This is a genomic window from Amycolatopsis halotolerans, assembly GCF_042647905.1.
Classification (GTDB): domain Bacteria; phylum Actinomycetota; class Actinomycetes; order Mycobacteriales; family Pseudonocardiaceae; genus Amycolatopsis; species Amycolatopsis halotolerans.
In genome coordinates, this window is record NZ_JBHRWI010000049.1 from 1 (window position 1) to 15,147 (window position 15,147).

Consider the following 15,147-nt stretch of genomic DNA (forward strand, 5'->3'; position numbering starts at 1 on the left):
CCGTGACCATCATGCACCGTCAACGACTACGACAGATTTGAGTTACGGATCAATAAGTTCCGGACATGGGGCCCAGACACCTTCAAGGAGTCCTTTACGGACCGCAAACCCCAGCAAACCAGCCGAAAAACTCAGCGGGCCAACCCGTAAACCCGCTCGATCTCCACCGTCAGCACCAACCGCCGGTCCGCCACCATCGCCGCCCGGTACTCCGCCCAGTCGGGATGCTCGCCCGCGACCTTGCGATACAGCGCGATCAACGCCTCCACCGCCTCGTCGTCCGGCGCCGCGGCGACCGGCGACAGCACCGCCCGCCCCTCCGCCACCGCGTACGACCAGCCATTCGAAGACGCTACGTGGTAGCTCACCCGAGGATCCCGCCGCATGTTCTTCGTCTTCGCGCGCGCGTCCGTGATCGACACCTGCAACTGGCGGGCGTCGCGGTCGAAGTAATGCGTCACCGTCGACAGCTGGGGACGGCCGTCCCGCTTCAGGGTCGCCAGGACCCCCTGCTTGCCCGCCGCGATGAGGTCGTAGAGCGCTGTGTCGTCAGTCATACCCCTACAAGGCCCGGCGAGAAGGATCTGTTCCCGCTCCGAAACCCCGAGTGACCAGCGGCGTCCGCATACCGGGAGAAACCGGACGTTACCTCTCCGGTTGAAATCTGCTTGCATGCGGCAACTAAAGTGTCATGTGACACAACCATGGGTCGGCCGCTTGCGAAATACGCCGTACGGGCACACTCTTGCTTGAGGCAACTAGTTGCAGTCGCCAACCAATGGTTTGCTCCACCCCAAGGAAGACCCACATGGCACCTCAGAACTCCGCCGTCAGGCCCGAGGCCGACCTCGACCTTGCCGACCAGCTCGGACACGAGCTGGTCCGGTTCATGCGCTTGATCACCAAGGCGAAGTCCCAGGTCGCCAAGCACGGTCCGGACGGGATTGAACGGGCCGCGTACGCGATCCTCTTCTGCCTCGTCCACGAAGGTCCGCAACGCACCAGCAAGCTGGCCGAGTTCCTGCACTCGGAGATCTCCACGATCAGCAGGCAGTCCAGCTCGCTCGTGCAGCACGGACTCGTCGAACGGCAGGCCGACCCCGAGGACGGCCGCGCCTGCTTGCTCGCCCCGACCGCCGAAGGCCTGCGGGTCTTCGACGAAAACCGCAAGCACCGCGCCCGGTGGCTGGCCGAAGTACTCGGCGACTGGAGCCAGGAGGAGCGCGAGACGCTCAACGAGCTTCTCGCGCGGCTCAACACAGGTATCGAAAAGAACAATCCGTCGCTGTCCGAAATCACGGCGGCGGGACAGGCCAAGGGGGCCTCGAACGCATGACGTCCACCGTTGAAAAACAACCTCAGTCGCGAGGGGGAGCGCCCGCTGACGACAGCGAGAGCGGTCCGCGGCTGACTCACCGCCAAATCGTCACGATCATCAGCGGCCTGATGTGCGGCATGTTCCTCGCCGCGCTCGACCAGACGATCGTGGGCACCTCGATCGTCCGGATCGCCAACGACCTGCACGGCTTCGACCTGCAGGCGTGGGCGACCACGGCGTACCTGATCACGTCGACGATCGCCACGCCGATCTACGGCAAGCTTTCCGACATCTACGGCCGCAAGCCGTTCTACCTCGCCGCGATCGCGATCTTCGTCGTCGGTTCGGCGGCCGCGTCGTTCTCGACGTCGATGTACGAACTGGCCGCGTTCCGCGCGGTGCAGGGTCTCGGCGCCGGCGGTCTGATGTCGCTGGCCATGACGATCATCGGCGACGTGGTCCCGCCGCGGGAACGCCCGCGGTACCAGGGCTACTTCCTCGCCGTGTTCGGCATTTCGACCGTGCTCGGCCCGGTGCTCGGCGGCTTCTTCGCCGGCTTCGACAGCCTGGCCGGCCTGCACGGCTGGCGCTGGGTGTTCCTGATCAACGTGCCGATCGGCATCATCGCGCTGTTCGTCGTCGCCAAGGTGCTGAACGTCCCGCACAACCGCCACGACCACAAGATCGACTGGTGGGGTGCGCTCACCATGGTCATCGCCGTGGTGCCGTTCCTGATCGTCGCCGAACAGGGCCAGAAGTGGGGCTGGGGCGATCAGAAGTCCATCTTGATGTACGTCATCGGCGGCGTCGGCATCGTGCTGTTCATCGTCGTCGAGAAGCTGATGAAGGACGCCGCGCTGATTCCGTTGCGGCTGTTCAAGAACTCGACCTTCACCGTGGCCATCATCGGCGGCGTGATCGTCGGCGTGGCGATGTTCGGCGCGATCACGATGATCCCGCAGTACCTGCAGGTCGTGCAGGGCTACACGCCGACCGAATCGGGTCTGCTGATGCTGCCGCTGATGGTCGGCATCATGTCCAGCTCGATCATCTCCGGCCGGATCACCTCGAAGACCGGGCGCTACAAGATCTTCCCGGTCGTGGGCACGATCCTGATCGCCGCGGGCGCGTTCTTCTTCGCCATCGTCAAGTACGACACCCCGATCTGGCACCCGCTGGTGGCCGCGCTGATCATCGGCCTCGGCCTCGGCCAGTGCATGCAGACGCTGATCATCGCGGTGCAGAACGCCGGCCCGCGCAAGGACATGGGCGTGTCGACCGCGTCGGCCACGTTCTTCCGCCAGATCGGCGGTACCGCGGGTGTCGCGGTGTTCCTGACGATTCTGTTCAACGTGCTGCCGGGCAACATCACCAAGGCGTTCGGCGGCCACATGCCTCCGGGCGCGGGCGGCAACCTCGGCGACCTGTCGAGCAACACCAGCGTCATCCAGACGCTGCCGGAAGCGGTGCGCACGCCGATCCTGATCGGCTTCACCGAGTCCATCACCACGGTGTTCTGGGTCGCGGGCGGCGTCGCGCTGCTGGCCACGCTGGTGCTGCTGTTCATGAAGGAGATCCCGCTGGCGGGCATGAACCCGGCCGCGGCCGCCGTCGAAGGCGGCGAGGCGCTGCTGGACCTGGACGAGACCGCCCCGGTCTCGGACGACACCGCTGAGCTGAAGACGGGTTCGCTGTTCGAGGAGACCCCGAAGGAGCCGGTGCTCGCCGGTGTCGGCGGCAGGCACGCCCTGACCAACGGCCACGGCGACGCGCAGGCGGTGGCCGACGCCCGGCCGATGCCGATCACCAACTCGCTGGCCGACGCCGAATTCGGCACGGCCACCGGCTCGGGCGGCGTCCCGGTCACCGGTCACGTGCGCCGCCAGGACGGCAGCCACGTGAGCGCGGCCGCGCTGACCCTGATCGACCAGCAGGGCCGTCAGGTGGCGCGGGCGACCGGCAACGGCGACGGCAGCTACTCGATCCCGACCCAGGGTCCGGGAACGTACGTGCTGATCGTGTCCGCTCCCGGGCACCAGCCGCAGGCCTCCAGCGTGGTGGTCGGCGGGCACCCGGCGAACCTCGACGTCACGCTCACCGGCTCCGGCGAGCTGACCGGCGTGGTCCGTTCGATCGGCACCGCGACCCCGCTGGCCAACGCGACGGTCACGCTGACCGACTCGCGCGGCGAGGTCAACGGCGCGTTCATCACCACCGAGGACGGCGTCTACACCTTCAGCGGCGTCGGCGCCGGGCAGTACACGCTGGTCGCGAGCGGCCCGCACTACCGCCCGGTCGCGGTCACGCTGACGGTGCCGGACAGCGGCGTGCTTCGCCACGACGTCGAACTCGCCGGCGCAGTGCTGCTCCAGGGCGTCGCGCGCACCGAGGGCGACCGGATCGTGCCGGACGCGCGGATCACCGTGCTCGACGCGAACGGCAACGTCGCGGCGGTGGCCCGCACCGACAGCGAGGGCCGGTATGTCGTCAGCGACCTGCCGATCGGCTCCTACACGGTCGTGGCGAGCGGCTACCCGCCCGCCACCAGCCAGGTGACGCTGAACGACGGCGAGGCGCAGCACGACGTGCGGCTGAGCTACGACCAGGCGCTCGACGAGCTGGTCGACCGGTCATGAGCGGGGGCCTGCGCGCACAGCTGCGCTCGAACGGCGGATGGCCGGTCGAGAACGCGGTGCTCACGGTCACCGACTTGAACGGTCGCCAGGTCGCGCGGCAGGTCACGGACGCGAAGGGGGCAGTGGTCACTGACCCGCTGCCCCCGGGCGTCTACACCGCCGTGATCACCGCGCCGGGGTACACGCCGCTGGCCCGCACCGTGCAGATCGGCTCCGACGGGGCCGGGCTGCTCGGCGACATCGCGCTCGTGCCGGTTTCCGGCGCGGTCGAGCTGCCGCCGGAGGGTCCGTGGACGATCGACCCGATGCACTCGTCGGTGGTCGCCACCGCGCGGCACATGGGCATCGCGAGCATCAAGGTGCGGTTCCCGGACGTGGCCGGGCGGATCGAGGTCGCCCGCCCGGTGGAGCGGTCGACGGTGCACGCCGAGATCAAGGCGGGCAGCATCGAAAGCGGCATCAAGATGCGGGACGACCACCTGCGTTCGGCCGAGTTCCTCGACGTCGACGCGTATCCGCTCATCACGTTCGAAAGCACCGGGCTTTCCCAGCTCGGCACGGACAACTGGGCGCTGCGCGGGGTGCTGACGCTGCACGGCGAACGCCGCGACGTCACGCTCGACCTGCGCTACACCGGGCACGGCCCGGACCCGTGGGGCGGCGTGCGCGCCGCGTTCCACGCCGAAACGCAATTGCACCGCAACGATTTCGCGATCAACTACAGCGCGATGGTGCGGGCCGGCGTGGCCGCGATCGGCACCACCGTCAAGGTGGAGCTGGACATCGAGGCGGTGCAGGGCGAGTCCCTGCCGCAGTTCTAGAGAAAACCGCGACAGGCCGCCCGGGAACTGTTCCGGGCGGCCTGTTCGTTGTCCTGGGCGAAAAGGGTGAACAGTCTGGTTATCCCAGGAATACCCAAAGTCACCGAATGCGGAGGATTCGATGGTTGCGTACTGCAGCCGGTCCCAGCCACGTAGGCTCTTCGCGTGAACCTCGACGCCGCCCAGCCCGCGCACGCCGCGGGAATCGGCCTGAGCTGGCTGGACACCGCCGGCCCGGTGCTCGTCTGGGTCATCGTGCTGTCGTTCGTGCTCATCGAATGCGCGCTCATCATCGGGCTCTTCCTGCCCGGCGATTCGCTGCTGTTCGGCGCGGGCGTGGTGCTCGCGCAGCACGGATCGGACCTCAACGCTTGGCTGCTGTCCGGGGCGGCGCTGCTCACCGCCGTGTTCGGCAACCAGATCGGCTATTACATCGGCCGCGGCGCGGGCACCACGCTGATCGCCCGCCGCGGCGGGCGGATGCTCAACCGGCGCAACCTCGAGCGCGCACAGGAGTTCCTGGACCGCAAGGGTTTCTTCGCGATCGTCGCGGCGAGGTGGATCCCGTGGATCCGCACGCTGGCCCCGCTCATCGCCGGAGCCGCGCGGATGGATTCGCGCCGGTTCCTGCTCGCCACCACCGTCGGCGGGCTGCTGTGGGTGCCGACGCTGGTGCTGCTCGGCTACTACGGCGCGGGCCTGCTCGACGCCATTCCGTGGGTCAAGACCGCGGCGCTGTGGGTGAGCATCGCGTTCTTCGTGTTCGGCACCGCGTACGGCGTGCTGCGCTATCGCCAGGAGATGCGCCGTCCGGTCGACGAAACCGACGACGCGCACGCCTGAGTTCTCAGGCCGGGTCGGACCAGACTTCCAGCTGGATGCCGTCCGGATCGCGGAACACGATCACCGCCGAACCTTCGAAGGTCTGCGACTGCGTCGCGGGCAGGTAGGAAACGCCGTACTCCCGCAGGCGGTCCTCCCATTCGGCGACCTCGGCGCGCGACGAAACCGAGAACGCGACGTGGTCCAGACCAGTGCGTCTTTCGTCGAACGCGGGTCTCACCGCGATCGGATGCTGGACCAGCACGACGGAGAAACCGTCTCCCGCCGAACGCAGAACTACTTTGCGCACCCCGGTTTCCGGGTCTTCGCGCCGATGGCTTTCCTCGAGGTCGAGCACCCGGACGTACCAGGGAACACTTCGGTCCACATCGGTCACGGTGAGCGCCAGATGGTGCACAGACGTGAGCTTGGGCATGACTTTCGCGGCCGTCCTTTCAACCCCTCGTTCCAGACTCGCACACCGGGACAACCGCTACGGGCGAGTTGACCGAGTTCCGGGGTCAATCGTGATCTGCCCGTCTCCGGGCGTCTCACTGTCCGAGATCGATCAGCGGCCGCCGCCGACCTCGAGCACCGCTCCCACGGTGAAGGACGCCTCCGGGGACAACAGCCACAGCACGGCCGCGGCGATTTCTTCCGGCTGGCCCACGCGCCGGAGCGGGATCAGGGCGCTGAACCGCTCGGGCCGGTCCGGCATCCCCGCGGCGGCGTGCAATCCGGTCTCGACCAGGCCAGGCGACACGACGTTGACCCGGATCCCCTCCTCGGCGACTTCCTGCGCGAGGCCGAAGCTGAGCGAGTTGACCGCGGCCTTGGACGCCGCGTAATGCACCCATTCGCCCGATGACCCGGTCCGCGACGCAGTGGACGAGATGTTCACGATCGCTCCGCCGGACCCGCCGTAGCGCGTCGACAGCCGCCGCACCGCCTCGCGGCAGCACAGAAAAACGCCGGTGACGTTGATGTCCAGCACCCGGCGCACAGTCTCGACGCTCTGCTCGTCAAGCCTGCCCGGGGTGTTGCCGGTGATGCCCGCGTTGTTCACCAGGCCGACGATCGGCCCCAGCTCGGCCGCCGCCGAAAAAAGCTCGCTGACCTGCTGTTCGTCGGACACGTCGGCGCGGTGCGCAAGCGCTTGCGCACCGCGGGAACGCACCCGCTCGGCGACCTCCTCGGCCGGGGCCGGATCGCCGGAGTAGTTCACCACCACGTCGTAGCCGCGGGTCGCGGCCAGCTCGCAGATCGCCGCCCCGATGCCCCGGCTGCCGCCGGTGACGACCAAAACCCCCACAGGTCACTCCTTGCTCAGCTCGGCTTGAGCGGCTCGACGAACTGGGCGTCGAGCCACCGCATCTGCGCCATCCACATCCACCACGTCGCGTCGTCCGGGCAGTGCTGCCCGTCGACCGCCTCGCCCCGCAGCCACGCGCCGAGCAGCGCGGTGATCGCCGTGCACACGTCGAGCAGCGCGCGTCCCCACCACCATTGGTGCATCGGGGTGTGCAGTTCGAGGACCCCGCCGTGCTCCGGCAGCACCGACAACGCCCAGTCCAGCCGCGTCCGGACGTCGGCGAGCACCTCCGGCTCGAGCTGCGGTTCGGCGCCGGTCTCGCGCATCCGCTCCACCAGCAGCGCCAGCCTGGGATCCGGCCCCGGCGCCGAAGCGGGCTCGGCCAGACGCCGCTCGACCAGCGCCCGCAGCCCGTTCAGGTGCGTGCGCACGAGCGGGACGTACGGCGGGTAGAGCACGGCGATCCGGGCGTCGCCCGCCCGGTCCCAGGTGACCGCGCCGGCGTAGGGATCCGTCGTCGCCGGATCGTCGAACATCACCTGCTCAGAGCCCGCTCAGAGGGCGAAATTCGTCAGCGGCAGGTTCTCGAGCACCAGGTCGGCGCGGTCGCGGGTGTTCGCGATCAGGTCCGCGTTGCGCTGGTCGGAGCCGAGCGCCCGCTGGCGGGCCTCGACCAGCGAACGGCCGTAGCGCCGGTGCCGGGACACCAGCCGCTCGATCCGCTCCGGCTCGTCCGGGGCGAGGAACCACGCCTCGGTGAGGTACTGCCGCACGCCGCTCCACGGGTCGTCCGGGAGCAGCAGGTAGTTGCCCTCGGTGATGACCAGCTGCACCTCAGGCGCGACCGGGACGGCGCCGGCGATCGGCTCCTCGATCTCGCGGCGGAACTCCGGCGCGTAGACCGTCTCGCGGCCCTCGGCGAGCCGGCGGATCAGCTGCACGTAGCCAGCCGCGTCGAAGGTGTCCGGCGCGCCCTTGCGGTCGGTGCGGCCTAGCCGCTGCAGTTCGACCTGGGCCAGGTGGAAGCCGTCCATCCCGACGACCGCGGCGCGCGAACCGAGCGCGTTGGCGATCGCCCAGGCCAGCGTGGTCTTGCCGGAGGCGGGCGCGCCGATGATGCCGAGCACGTGCCGTTCCCGCGGTTTGGCCAGCTTTTCGGCCCGCGCCAGGAGGTCCTCGAACGCCGTCATCGCACTCCCTCTTCTCTGCTCTTCGCCAGTTCTCCGACCGGCCCGGTCCACGAGCGCGGACCCACGTGCCGGACGCGTTCCGCGGCTACCGCGTTCGCGTATCCGATCCAGTCGGGGACGACACTGTCCCGGTTCGCCACGGCGTACGCGAGCGCGCCGTGCCACACGTCTCCGGCCCCCAGGGTGTCCCGCGCTTCGACGAGCAGCACGGGGACCTGCCCAGAGTCTTCCGTAGTGCTCCAGGCGACCGGCTCCGGGCCCGCCGTCGTGATCGTCACTGACACTCCGCGTTCGGCCAAACTCGGTGCGGGAGCACGGAACCGCGCTGAACAGGCTGCCACGCGGACCAGTGGCAGCAACTGGTCCAGTACCGGTTTCCAGCTGCCCGCGTCGAGGATTACCGGGATCTCGCGGGTGCGGGCCTCCCGGGCGACAGCAAGCGCTAGCTCGGGGTGGTGCCCGTCGACGAGGACGGCTGCCACGCCGTCGAAAAGCGGTGCGAGGTCAGGCAGTTCCAGCGGTTCGTCGGCGGCGGCGTTGCGGGAGACGACGGTGCGTTCGCCATCGCCGTCCCGCACCACGACCGCGCTGACCGGCGGTGCCTGCGTGCGTTCTGGAGCGAGATCGACCAGGTCGACGCCGCAGGCTTCGAGGTCAGCGCGCGCGAGTGCGGCCAGCGGGTGTGTACCGAGAGCCGTCACGAGGGTCGCTTCGCCACCGAGCGCCGAGACGGTCACCGCGGCGTTCGTCGCGGGCCCACCGGCCGCGACATCCACCTGCAGCGACTGCACTTTCTCGCTCGGCTCCGGGAATTCCGCGACCCGTTGCACGACATCGACGGTGCACAACCCCGCCAGCAGCACTCGCACGTCAGGTCAACCCGGCGTGCGTGGTGGACGCGACCTCGACGACTTCGCCGTTGTCGTCGAGCTTCAGCGCACCGGTGAGCAGGCCGACGACCTGGTTCATGCTGTGCGACTTCGGCGTCACCACGGCGACGCGCTTGCCGAGCCGGTGCACGTGGATCCGGTCGGCGATTTCGAAGACGTGCGGCATGTTGTGGCTGATCAGCACCACCGGCAGGCCGCGGTCGCGGATCCGGCCGATCAGCTCCAGCACCTTCGCGGATTCCGCGACGCCCAGCGCGGCCGTCGGCTCGTCCATGATCACCGCTTTGGTGCCGAACGCCGCCGCCCGCGCCACCGCGACGCCTTGCCGCTGCCCGCCGGAGAGCGTTTCCACCAGCTGGGTAATGGATTTGACCTTGATGCCGAGGTCGTCCAGGATCCGCTGCGCTTCGGTGCGCATGGTCGCGCTGTCGAGCTTGCGCAACCCGATCCCGAACGGTCCCTTCAGCCGCTTTTCCCGGCCTAGGAACATGTTCGACGCGATGTCCAGCGCCGGCGCGACCGCCAGATCCTGGTACACCGTCTCGATTCCGAAGTGCCGGGCGTCCAACGGGGACTTGAAGTGGACCGTCTTGCCGTCCACTTTGATCTCTCCGGCGTCCGGCACCACCGCGCCGGACAATGCCTTGATGAGACTGGATTTTCCGGCACCGTTGTCGCCGACCACGGCGAGCACTTCGCCGGGGTAGAGGTCGAAATCGGCACCGTCGATGGCGGTGACCCGGCCGTAGCGCTTCACCAGGCCGCGCGCGGAAAGAGTCGGCTGCTGCTGCGTGGTAGTCATGACTGCTGCTGCCTCCGTGCGATCCGGTCCACGACCACCGCGGCGATCAGCAGCGCGCCGGTCGCCAGGTCCTGGTAATTGCCGTCCACGCCCATCTGCGTCAGGCCCGAGCGCAGCACCGCCACGACCAGCGCGCCGAACAGTGTGCCCAGCACCGAACCGCGGCCGCCGAACAGGCTCGTTCCGCCCAGAACCACGGCGGTGATCGAGTCGAGGTTGCCGAGCTGGAACTGGTTCGGGTCGGCGTTCGGCGTGCGGCCGAGCGCCTGCCACGCGGCGATGCCGAAGCACAGCCCGGCGACCAGATAGACCGACAGCACGGTGCGGTTGACCTTGATCCCGGACAGCCGCGCGGATTCCGGCGCGTTGCCGACGGCGTAAACGTGCTTGCCCCACGCGGTTTTCGTGAGCGCGTACCAGACGGCGAGGAACATGAGCAGCGCGAGCGTCATGCCGTAGGTGATCGGGATGCCACCGAAGAGGTACCGCTTCGTGCCGAGCCAGGTGAGCAGGCCGTCGGACACCGGAACCGCCTGGCCGCCCGCGATCAGCTTCGCCACCGCGGTCAGGCCGGTGAACGTGCCGAGCGTGATGATGAAGGCGGGCAGCTTGATCCGCGTCGCCAGGGTGCCGATGAACAGGCCGACGACGACAGTCAGCACGACTCCGGCCAGCAGTGCGAAGAAAACGTTCGTGACTGCGGCCAGTTTCGCCATCACCAGCGTCGCCACGACCATCGACGAAGCGTTGGAAAGGTCGATGCCCGCGATCAGGATGATCAGCGTCTGGCCGAGCGCGAGCGTGCCGACCACCAGCGACTGCTGGACCACTGTGGACAGATTGTCCAGGTCGAAAAAGGTGTCCGTGGCAAAGGAAAACACCACGACCGCCACGACCAGCGCCAGCGCCGGGCCGACCGCCGGGGCCCGCAGGAAGAACTCGCCGAGCGTCTCGCGCTCGCGGTTGTTGACCGTCGCGCTCGTCATTTCCCGCCTCCCCAGCAGTTCTGCAGGCCCCACGCGGTGTCCTTGCTCGGGACGCCCGGCATCGGGTGGTCGGTGATCACCGTCGAACCGGTGTTGACGAAGCCGCCCGGCTTCTTCCCGGTCTTCGCGTACTCGACCGCCGCGAGCACGCCCTGCTCGGCCATCTTCCGCGGGAACTGCATCACGGTGACGGCGAACTGGCCGTTCTTGACGTTCTGCACGCCCTCGCAGCCGCCGTCGATCGAGCCGACGGTGAGCTGTCCGTTGAGCCCACGCGCCTTCAGCGCCGCGTACGCGCCGCGGCCCATCGGCTCGTTCATCGTGTAGACCGCGTTGAGGTCGGTGGTGCGCTGGAGGAGGTTCTCCATGCCTTGCTGGGCGAGGCTCTGGTCGCCGTTGGCGTTGGCGTGCCCCTTGATCTCCGGCGCGCCGTCCTTGAGCCCGATGCCCTTGAGGAACCCGCCGTGCCGCTGAGTGTCGACCGAAGCGCCCGCGGTGCCGTCGACCATCAGAAGCTTGGGATCGGCGCCCTTCAGCGCCGCCTTGACGTACGCGCCCTGCTGCTCGCCTGCCGCGAAGTTGTCGGTGGCGAAGGTGGCGTCGACCGCGTCCGACGGTTCAGTGGCGGTGTCGAGGGCGATCACCAGGATGCCCGCGTCGCGAGCGTCCTTGATGGCCTTGAGCACGCCGGTAGACGAGCTCGGGGTGATCAGGATGGTGTTGACGCCCTGCTGCATCAGGTTCTCGATGGCGCGCACCTGACCGTCGTTGTCGCCGTCGAACTGCCCGGCGAGCGCACTGAAGTCGGCGCCGTTGGCCTTCGCCGCGGCGGACGCGGCGTTGCGCAGTTCGACGAAGTACGGGTTGGTGTCGGTCTTCGTGACGAGGCCGACCTTGGCCTTGCCGCTCCCGCCGGTTTTGGAGCTGCCGCCCCAGTGGCGTTCGACGGTGCACCCGGCGGTGGAGACCGCGACAGCGGCCGCCAAGGCGAGTGCGGTGAGACTCCGGTGTCTCATGGGGATGCCCTCCGAATCGAGGTGCGAGCTTGCCGATGGACGGGAAGGTAGACAGACTCATGCCATGACGCAAGCGTTTGCGCAAACGCTTGCCAACGCTTCTGGTTGAGCTCTCTCGATGAAGGACAGACATGCCGCGACCCCGCTCCGCCCGCCCGACCCAGCGCGACATCGCCGAAATGGCGGGCGTGTCGATCACGACGGTGTCCCACGTCGTCAACGGCACGCGGGCGGTGGCCGAGGAGACGAAAGCCGCGGTGCTGCGGGCGATCGAGACCACCGGGTACACCGGCGACGCGATCGCGCGCTCGCTGGTCACCGGGGGTACGCGGTCGATCGGGATGGCGATCTCGCTGGTCGCGAACCCGTACTTCGCGGCGCTGATGCACGCGATCGAGCGGGAGGCGTCGGCAAATGGCTACACCGTGCTGCTGGCGGACACGCACGACACCGCGGGCACCGAGCGGGACGTCGTGCGTGCGCTGCGGTCCCGGCGGGTCGACGGCCTGCTGATCACGCCCGCGCCCGGCGACGGATCGGTGCTCGGCGAACTGGTGTCGCTCGACGTGCCGACCGTGCTGATGGACCGGCTCACCACGCGGACCGACATCGACCAGGTTGGCGCGGAGAACATCCAGGCGACCTCGGCGTTGACCGCGCATCTGGCGTCGCTGGGCCATCGCCGGATCGGCATGATCTCCGGCGCGCCCGGTCTCACGACGAGCGACGAACGCGTGCTGGGCTACCGGCTCGGCCTCGGCCGCTCCGGACTGAGCTGGTCGCCGGACCTGGTGGCGTGCGGACAGTCCTCTCGCGACGGTGGCGGCCTGGCGTTGAGCACGCTGCTGGCGCTGCCGGAACCGCCTTCGGCCTTGGTGGTGGCCAACGACAGCATGATGGTCGGCGTCCTGCACGAGGCGCGGCGGCGGGGGTTGCGGATCGGCCAGGACCTGCCGGTGGTGGTGTACGACGACGTCGAATGGGCCGATCTCGTGGACCCGCCGCTGACGACCATGGCCCAGCCGATCGACGAGATCGGCCGCCGCGCGGTCCAGTTGCTGCTGGCTCGACTGGCGGATCCCGGACGGCCCGCCGAGACTGTGCGGTTGCCGCCGACTTTGCGGCACCGGGCTTCCTGCGGGTGCTCGTAGCCGCCGGTCTTGACTGCCCGGCGTAACCAAGCACGTGCTTCGTTCACTCACTTCAGTGATTCTCGGGACCCGATCGTCTCGGACCCTCTCTAGTGCGGCCCGACAGTGGTTACTGTTGGGTAGGTATCTACGACGAGGGCCATGAGAAATGACCGTTCTGGCGCCGGAGGTCTCCCACTGGGACCTGCCGGTCACCCATCGGTTCGGGGTGGCATTGGGGAGGCACGCCAGCCCGTACCACGACCAGCTGCTGCGTGCGATCCGCGGCGCTGCCGCGCGGGCGGGTTGCGACCTGCTGCTGGCCGACACCAGCGACTGCCCGCGCGAGGAAGCCGAAGTGCTGCGCGCCCTGCAGGCGGACCGCGTCGACGGCGTGCTGCTGGTGCCCGCCCCCGGTGACGAGGCTGTCGTGAACGGGCTCGTGCGAACCGGCGTGCCCACCGTGCTGGTGGACCGGATCGCCGGCCGCAACGACGTCGACCAGGTCGGGTCGGAGAACTTCCAGGCCATGTCCGCGCTGGTCGAGCACCTGGCCTCGCGACGGCATCGGCGGATCGCGCTGATCACCGGGACCGAGGGGACCACCGTCAGCGAAGAACGCGCCCTTGGCTATCGCCTTGGCCTAGGCCGTGCGGGCCTGCGCTACCACCCGGAACTGGTCGCCTCCGGCCAATCCACCGCCGGCGGCGCGGCCCGGGCCGCCGCGAAGCTTCTGGACGGTTGGCCCTCGCCCACAGCTTTGGTCGTCGCTGGCGAGGCAATGCTGATCGGGGTGCAGTGGGAAGCACATCGGCGCGGAATCCGGATCGGGTCGGAGCTGGCGGTCGTCGGTTATGGCGACATGGACTGGGCGCGCACGGTTTCGCCTGGCGTGACGACGATGGCGCAACCGATCTCGGAGATCGGCCGCCGGGCGGTGCAGTTGCTGCTGGCGCGCTGCCGGGAGCCGGAGCGTCGGCCGGAGTCCGTCCGTCTCGCGCCTCGGTTTTTGCACCGCGCTTCTTGCGGGTGCTGATCTTTACAGCGTTGCGGCCGCCTCCAGCAACATCCATCCTCCAATTTGGACAGACAAGTCTTTTTCCGCCTTGTTTGGCGGATTCTTCGCTGGCTGTGCCCACTCCGCACTGAAGCGTGGACCGGTTTTCTCTTGCGTTGCCCCGTTCCAGCACGCTTCGGCCGACTTCTGGACTAGCTTCTTGGCCGTCTCCGCTTCCGGCTTGGGGAGAGTTTTCGCCGCAAGTGCCAAGTAGCGAGCCAAAATCGCCGAGAAGAGCCCGCCGTCGCCGCCCTCCGAACCAGGGAGGATGCCGTCGGGTGCTCCGTGTTGTTCGACCGCCCGGATGGTGCGGGCCGCATCTTCCCACTGTTCCTGCTCGAGGCACGCGCCGAGGTAAACCCCTTGGCAGTACGAGAAAAGATGCTTGACCAGTTCGCCGGTGTCCGCCCTTATCCCGTCCCAGACGAGGCCGGTTTCGGGGTCTACCAACGTGTCGGTGAGCCATTGCGTCATGGCGCGGGCGCGTTCTTGATCACCCACACGAGCGTGAAAGATGGCAGCCGGGCCGTTTGCCGGGGTATTCTTGAAGGAGTCGCCCCGCCGCCACCAGATTCCCCCGCCAAGGTCTTCGGTCCAGCCTTCATGCAGCCGTTTGTCGATGGCCTCGATCGCTTCGTTCAGGGTCGCTTCGTCCACTGTGGATAGTCGGCGTACTCGTTGCAACGCGAGCCCTAGCCAGGCTATGTCGTCGTAATAGTCGTTGACCCAGGAGCCGAAGTTGCGCCGGTGCACCGTTGTGACGAACCGATTGATCAGCCGCGCCCGGTCTTCGGTCGGTTCACGCAGCTGCGCGTCGACGAGGCTGTCGAGGAGATGGGCCTGCCACCAGTAGTTCCAGTGCCAGTGGACCCGCTGCCCCAAGGTAGGCGGCCACCCACTGCGGCCGAGAGCGGTGCCGGGCAGAGCCCACAGCCGACGGACGTGCCTGGCACATACGGCCCGCTCAGCCGCCGAGGCCCGCGCTGCGGGGTCGATCGCGCCCTCGGCAGGGCCCGCCGCTCCGGCACGCCCTGCGGAATCGGCCGTGCCTTCGCCGGGATCGACCGCAGAGGCACGCACTGCGAGATCGGCCGTGCCCTCGCCGGGATCGACCGCAGAGGCACGCACTGCAGCGCCGGTCGCGCCCTCGGCAGGGTCCGCCGCCGC

16 protein-coding genes are annotated in these 15,147 nt (G+C 68.6%); 6 read left to right on the forward strand and 10 right to left on the reverse strand.

Annotated elements, in window-relative coordinates; all coding sequences use genetic code 11:
* Window positions 1-131: 131 nt before the first annotated feature.
* Complete coding sequence (locus ACFORO_RS33720; RefSeq protein WP_377871188.1) at window positions 132-557, reverse strand: PPOX class F420-dependent oxidoreductase; 426 nt, start codon at window positions 555-557, stop codon at window positions 132-134.
* A 251-nt stretch (window positions 558-808) separates the two neighbouring features.
* On the opposite strand from ACFORO_RS33720, the gene ACFORO_RS33725 reads away from it, so the two are divergent.
* The 4 genes from ACFORO_RS33725 to ACFORO_RS33740 all read left to right on the forward strand — a co-directional run bounded on the left by ACFORO_RS33725 (window position 809) and on the right by ACFORO_RS33740 (window position 5,618).
* Entirely contained in the window at window positions 809-1,336 is a 528-nt protein-coding gene (locus ACFORO_RS33725; protein WP_344266566.1) for a MarR family winged helix-turn-helix transcriptional regulator, read from the forward strand.
* A complete protein-coding gene (locus ACFORO_RS33730) occupies window positions 1,333-3,954 on the forward strand; it encodes an MFS transporter (protein ID WP_377871189.1) in 2,622 nt (873 codons plus the stop codon). Before ACFORO_RS33725 ends, ACFORO_RS33730 begins: the two co-directional genes overlap by 4 nt.
* The gene (locus ACFORO_RS33735) at window positions 3,951-4,775 is read left to right on the forward strand and encodes a YceI family protein (RefSeq protein WP_354740776.1); all 825 of its coding nucleotides are present in this window, start codon (window positions 3,951-3,953) and stop codon (window positions 4,773-4,775) included. Before ACFORO_RS33730 ends, ACFORO_RS33735 begins: the two co-directional genes overlap by 4 nt.
* A 165-nt stretch (window positions 4,776-4,940) precedes the next feature.
* Window positions 4,941-5,618 (forward strand): DedA family protein, encoded by a 678-nt coding sequence (locus ACFORO_RS33740; RefSeq protein WP_354740774.1) that lies wholly within the window; start codon window positions 4,941-4,943, stop codon window positions 5,616-5,618.
* Window positions 5,619-5,622: 4 nt separating this feature from the next.
* On the opposite strand, the gene ACFORO_RS33745 is transcribed toward ACFORO_RS33740, so the two are convergent.
* From ACFORO_RS33745 to ACFORO_RS33780, 8 genes are all read right to left on the reverse strand, one after another.
* Window positions 5,623-6,033: a VOC family protein gene (locus ACFORO_RS33745; RefSeq protein ID WP_354740772.1), complete on the reverse strand. Its 411-nt coding sequence runs from the start codon at window positions 6,031-6,033 to the stop codon at window positions 5,623-5,625.
* Between the two features lie 132 nt (window positions 6,034-6,165).
* The gene (locus ACFORO_RS33750; RefSeq protein WP_377871190.1) at window positions 6,166-6,909 is read right to left on the reverse strand and encodes an SDR family oxidoreductase; all 744 of its coding nucleotides are present in this window, start codon (window positions 6,907-6,909) and stop codon (window positions 6,166-6,168) included.
* A 14-nt stretch (window positions 6,910-6,923) separates the two neighbouring features.
* Window positions 6,924-7,445, reverse strand: a complete 522-nt coding sequence (locus tag ACFORO_RS33755; RefSeq protein ID WP_377871191.1) for a hypothetical protein — start codon at window positions 7,443-7,445, stop codon at window positions 6,924-6,926.
* Window positions 7,446-7,463: 18 nt separating this feature from the next.
* Window positions 7,464-8,099, reverse strand: a complete 636-nt coding sequence (locus ACFORO_RS33760) for a nucleoside/nucleotide kinase family protein (RefSeq protein ID WP_116201184.1) — start codon at window positions 8,097-8,099, stop codon at window positions 7,464-7,466.
* Window positions 8,096-8,962 carry a PfkB family carbohydrate kinase gene (locus ACFORO_RS33765; protein WP_377871309.1) on the reverse strand — a complete coding sequence of 289 codons (867 nt, stop codon included), beginning with the start codon at window positions 8,960-8,962 and terminating at the stop codon, window positions 8,096-8,098. Before ACFORO_RS33765 ends, ACFORO_RS33760 begins: the two co-directional genes overlap by 4 nt.
* Before the next feature lie 7 nt (window positions 8,963-8,969).
* The gene (locus ACFORO_RS33770) at window positions 8,970-9,791 is read right to left on the reverse strand and encodes an ATP-binding cassette domain-containing protein (protein WP_377871193.1); all 822 of its coding nucleotides are present in this window, start codon (window positions 9,789-9,791) and stop codon (window positions 8,970-8,972) included.
* Complete coding sequence (locus ACFORO_RS33775; protein ID WP_377871195.1) at window positions 9,788-10,777, reverse strand: ABC transporter permease; 990 nt, start codon at window positions 10,775-10,777, stop codon at window positions 9,788-9,790. The genes ACFORO_RS33770 and ACFORO_RS33775 overlap by 4 nt, the downstream gene beginning before the upstream one ends.
* Window positions 10,774-11,793 (reverse strand): substrate-binding domain-containing protein, encoded by a 1,020-nt coding sequence (locus ACFORO_RS33780; RefSeq protein WP_377871196.1) that lies wholly within the window; start codon window positions 11,791-11,793, stop codon window positions 10,774-10,776. The genes ACFORO_RS33775 and ACFORO_RS33780 overlap by 4 nt, the downstream gene beginning before the upstream one ends.
* A gap of 131 nt (window positions 11,794-11,924) precedes the next feature.
* Here ACFORO_RS33780 and ACFORO_RS33785 point away from each other — a divergent pair, with 131 nt between their 5' ends.
* The gene (locus ACFORO_RS33785) at window positions 11,925-12,944 is read left to right on the forward strand and encodes a LacI family DNA-binding transcriptional regulator (RefSeq protein ID WP_354740761.1); all 1,020 of its coding nucleotides are present in this window, start codon (window positions 11,925-11,927) and stop codon (window positions 12,942-12,944) included.
* 148 nt (window positions 12,945-13,092) lie between these two features.
* On the forward strand, window positions 13,093-13,959 hold the full coding sequence (locus tag ACFORO_RS33790) for a LacI family DNA-binding transcriptional regulator (RefSeq protein ID WP_354740760.1): 867 nt from the start codon (window positions 13,093-13,095) through the stop codon (window positions 13,957-13,959).
* Between the two features lie 3 nt (window positions 13,960-13,962).
* Here ACFORO_RS33790 and ACFORO_RS33795 read toward each other — a convergent pair whose 3' ends face one another.
* The gene (locus ACFORO_RS33795) at window positions 13,963-14,976 is read right to left on the reverse strand and encodes a glycoside hydrolase family 76 protein (protein ID WP_377871311.1); all 1,014 of its coding nucleotides are present in this window, start codon (window positions 14,974-14,976) and stop codon (window positions 13,963-13,965) included.
* Between the last annotated feature and the right edge of the window lie 171 nt (window positions 14,977-15,147).

Excerpts from the sequence above, each read along its gene's own strand:
- ACFORO_RS33755 (WP_377871191.1), bottom strand. The coding sequence starts at position 7,445 with ATGTTCGACGATCCGGCGACGACGGATCCCTACGCCGGCGCGGTCACC.
- ACFORO_RS33760 (WP_116201184.1), bottom strand. The coding sequence starts at position 8,099 with ATGACGGCGTTCGAGGACCTCCTGGCGCGGGCCGAAAAGCTGGCCAAA.
- ACFORO_RS33780 (WP_377871196.1), bottom strand. The coding sequence starts at position 11,793 with ATGAGACACCGGAGTCTCACCGCACTCGCCTTGGCGGCCGCTGTCGCG.
- ACFORO_RS33775 (WP_377871195.1), bottom strand. The coding sequence starts at position 10,777 with ATGACGAGCGCGACGGTCAACAACCGCGAGCGCGAGACGCTCGGCGAG.
- ACFORO_RS33735 (WP_354740776.1), top strand. The coding sequence starts at position 3,951 with ATGAGCGGGGGCCTGCGCGCACAGCTGCGCTCGAACGGCGGATGGCCG.
- ACFORO_RS33745 (WP_354740772.1), bottom strand. The coding sequence starts at position 6,033 with ATGCCCAAGCTCACGTCTGTGCACCATCTGGCGCTCACCGTGACCGAT.
- ACFORO_RS33730 (WP_377871189.1), top strand. The coding sequence starts at position 1,333 with ATGACGTCCACCGTTGAAAAACAACCTCAGTCGCGAGGGGGAGCGCCC.
- ACFORO_RS33720 (WP_377871188.1), bottom strand. The coding sequence starts at position 557 with ATGACTGACGACACAGCGCTCTACGACCTCATCGCGGCGGGCAAGCAG.
- ACFORO_RS33785 (WP_354740761.1), top strand. The coding sequence starts at position 11,925 with ATGCCGCGACCCCGCTCCGCCCGCCCGACCCAGCGCGACATCGCCGAA.
- ACFORO_RS33790 (WP_354740760.1), top strand. The coding sequence starts at position 13,093 with ATGACCGTTCTGGCGCCGGAGGTCTCCCACTGGGACCTGCCGGTCACC.
- ACFORO_RS33770 (WP_377871193.1), bottom strand. The coding sequence starts at position 9,791 with ATGACTACCACGCAGCAGCAGCCGACTCTTTCCGCGCGCGGCCTGGTG.
- ACFORO_RS33725 (WP_344266566.1), top strand. The coding sequence starts at position 809 with ATGGCACCTCAGAACTCCGCCGTCAGGCCCGAGGCCGACCTCGACCTT.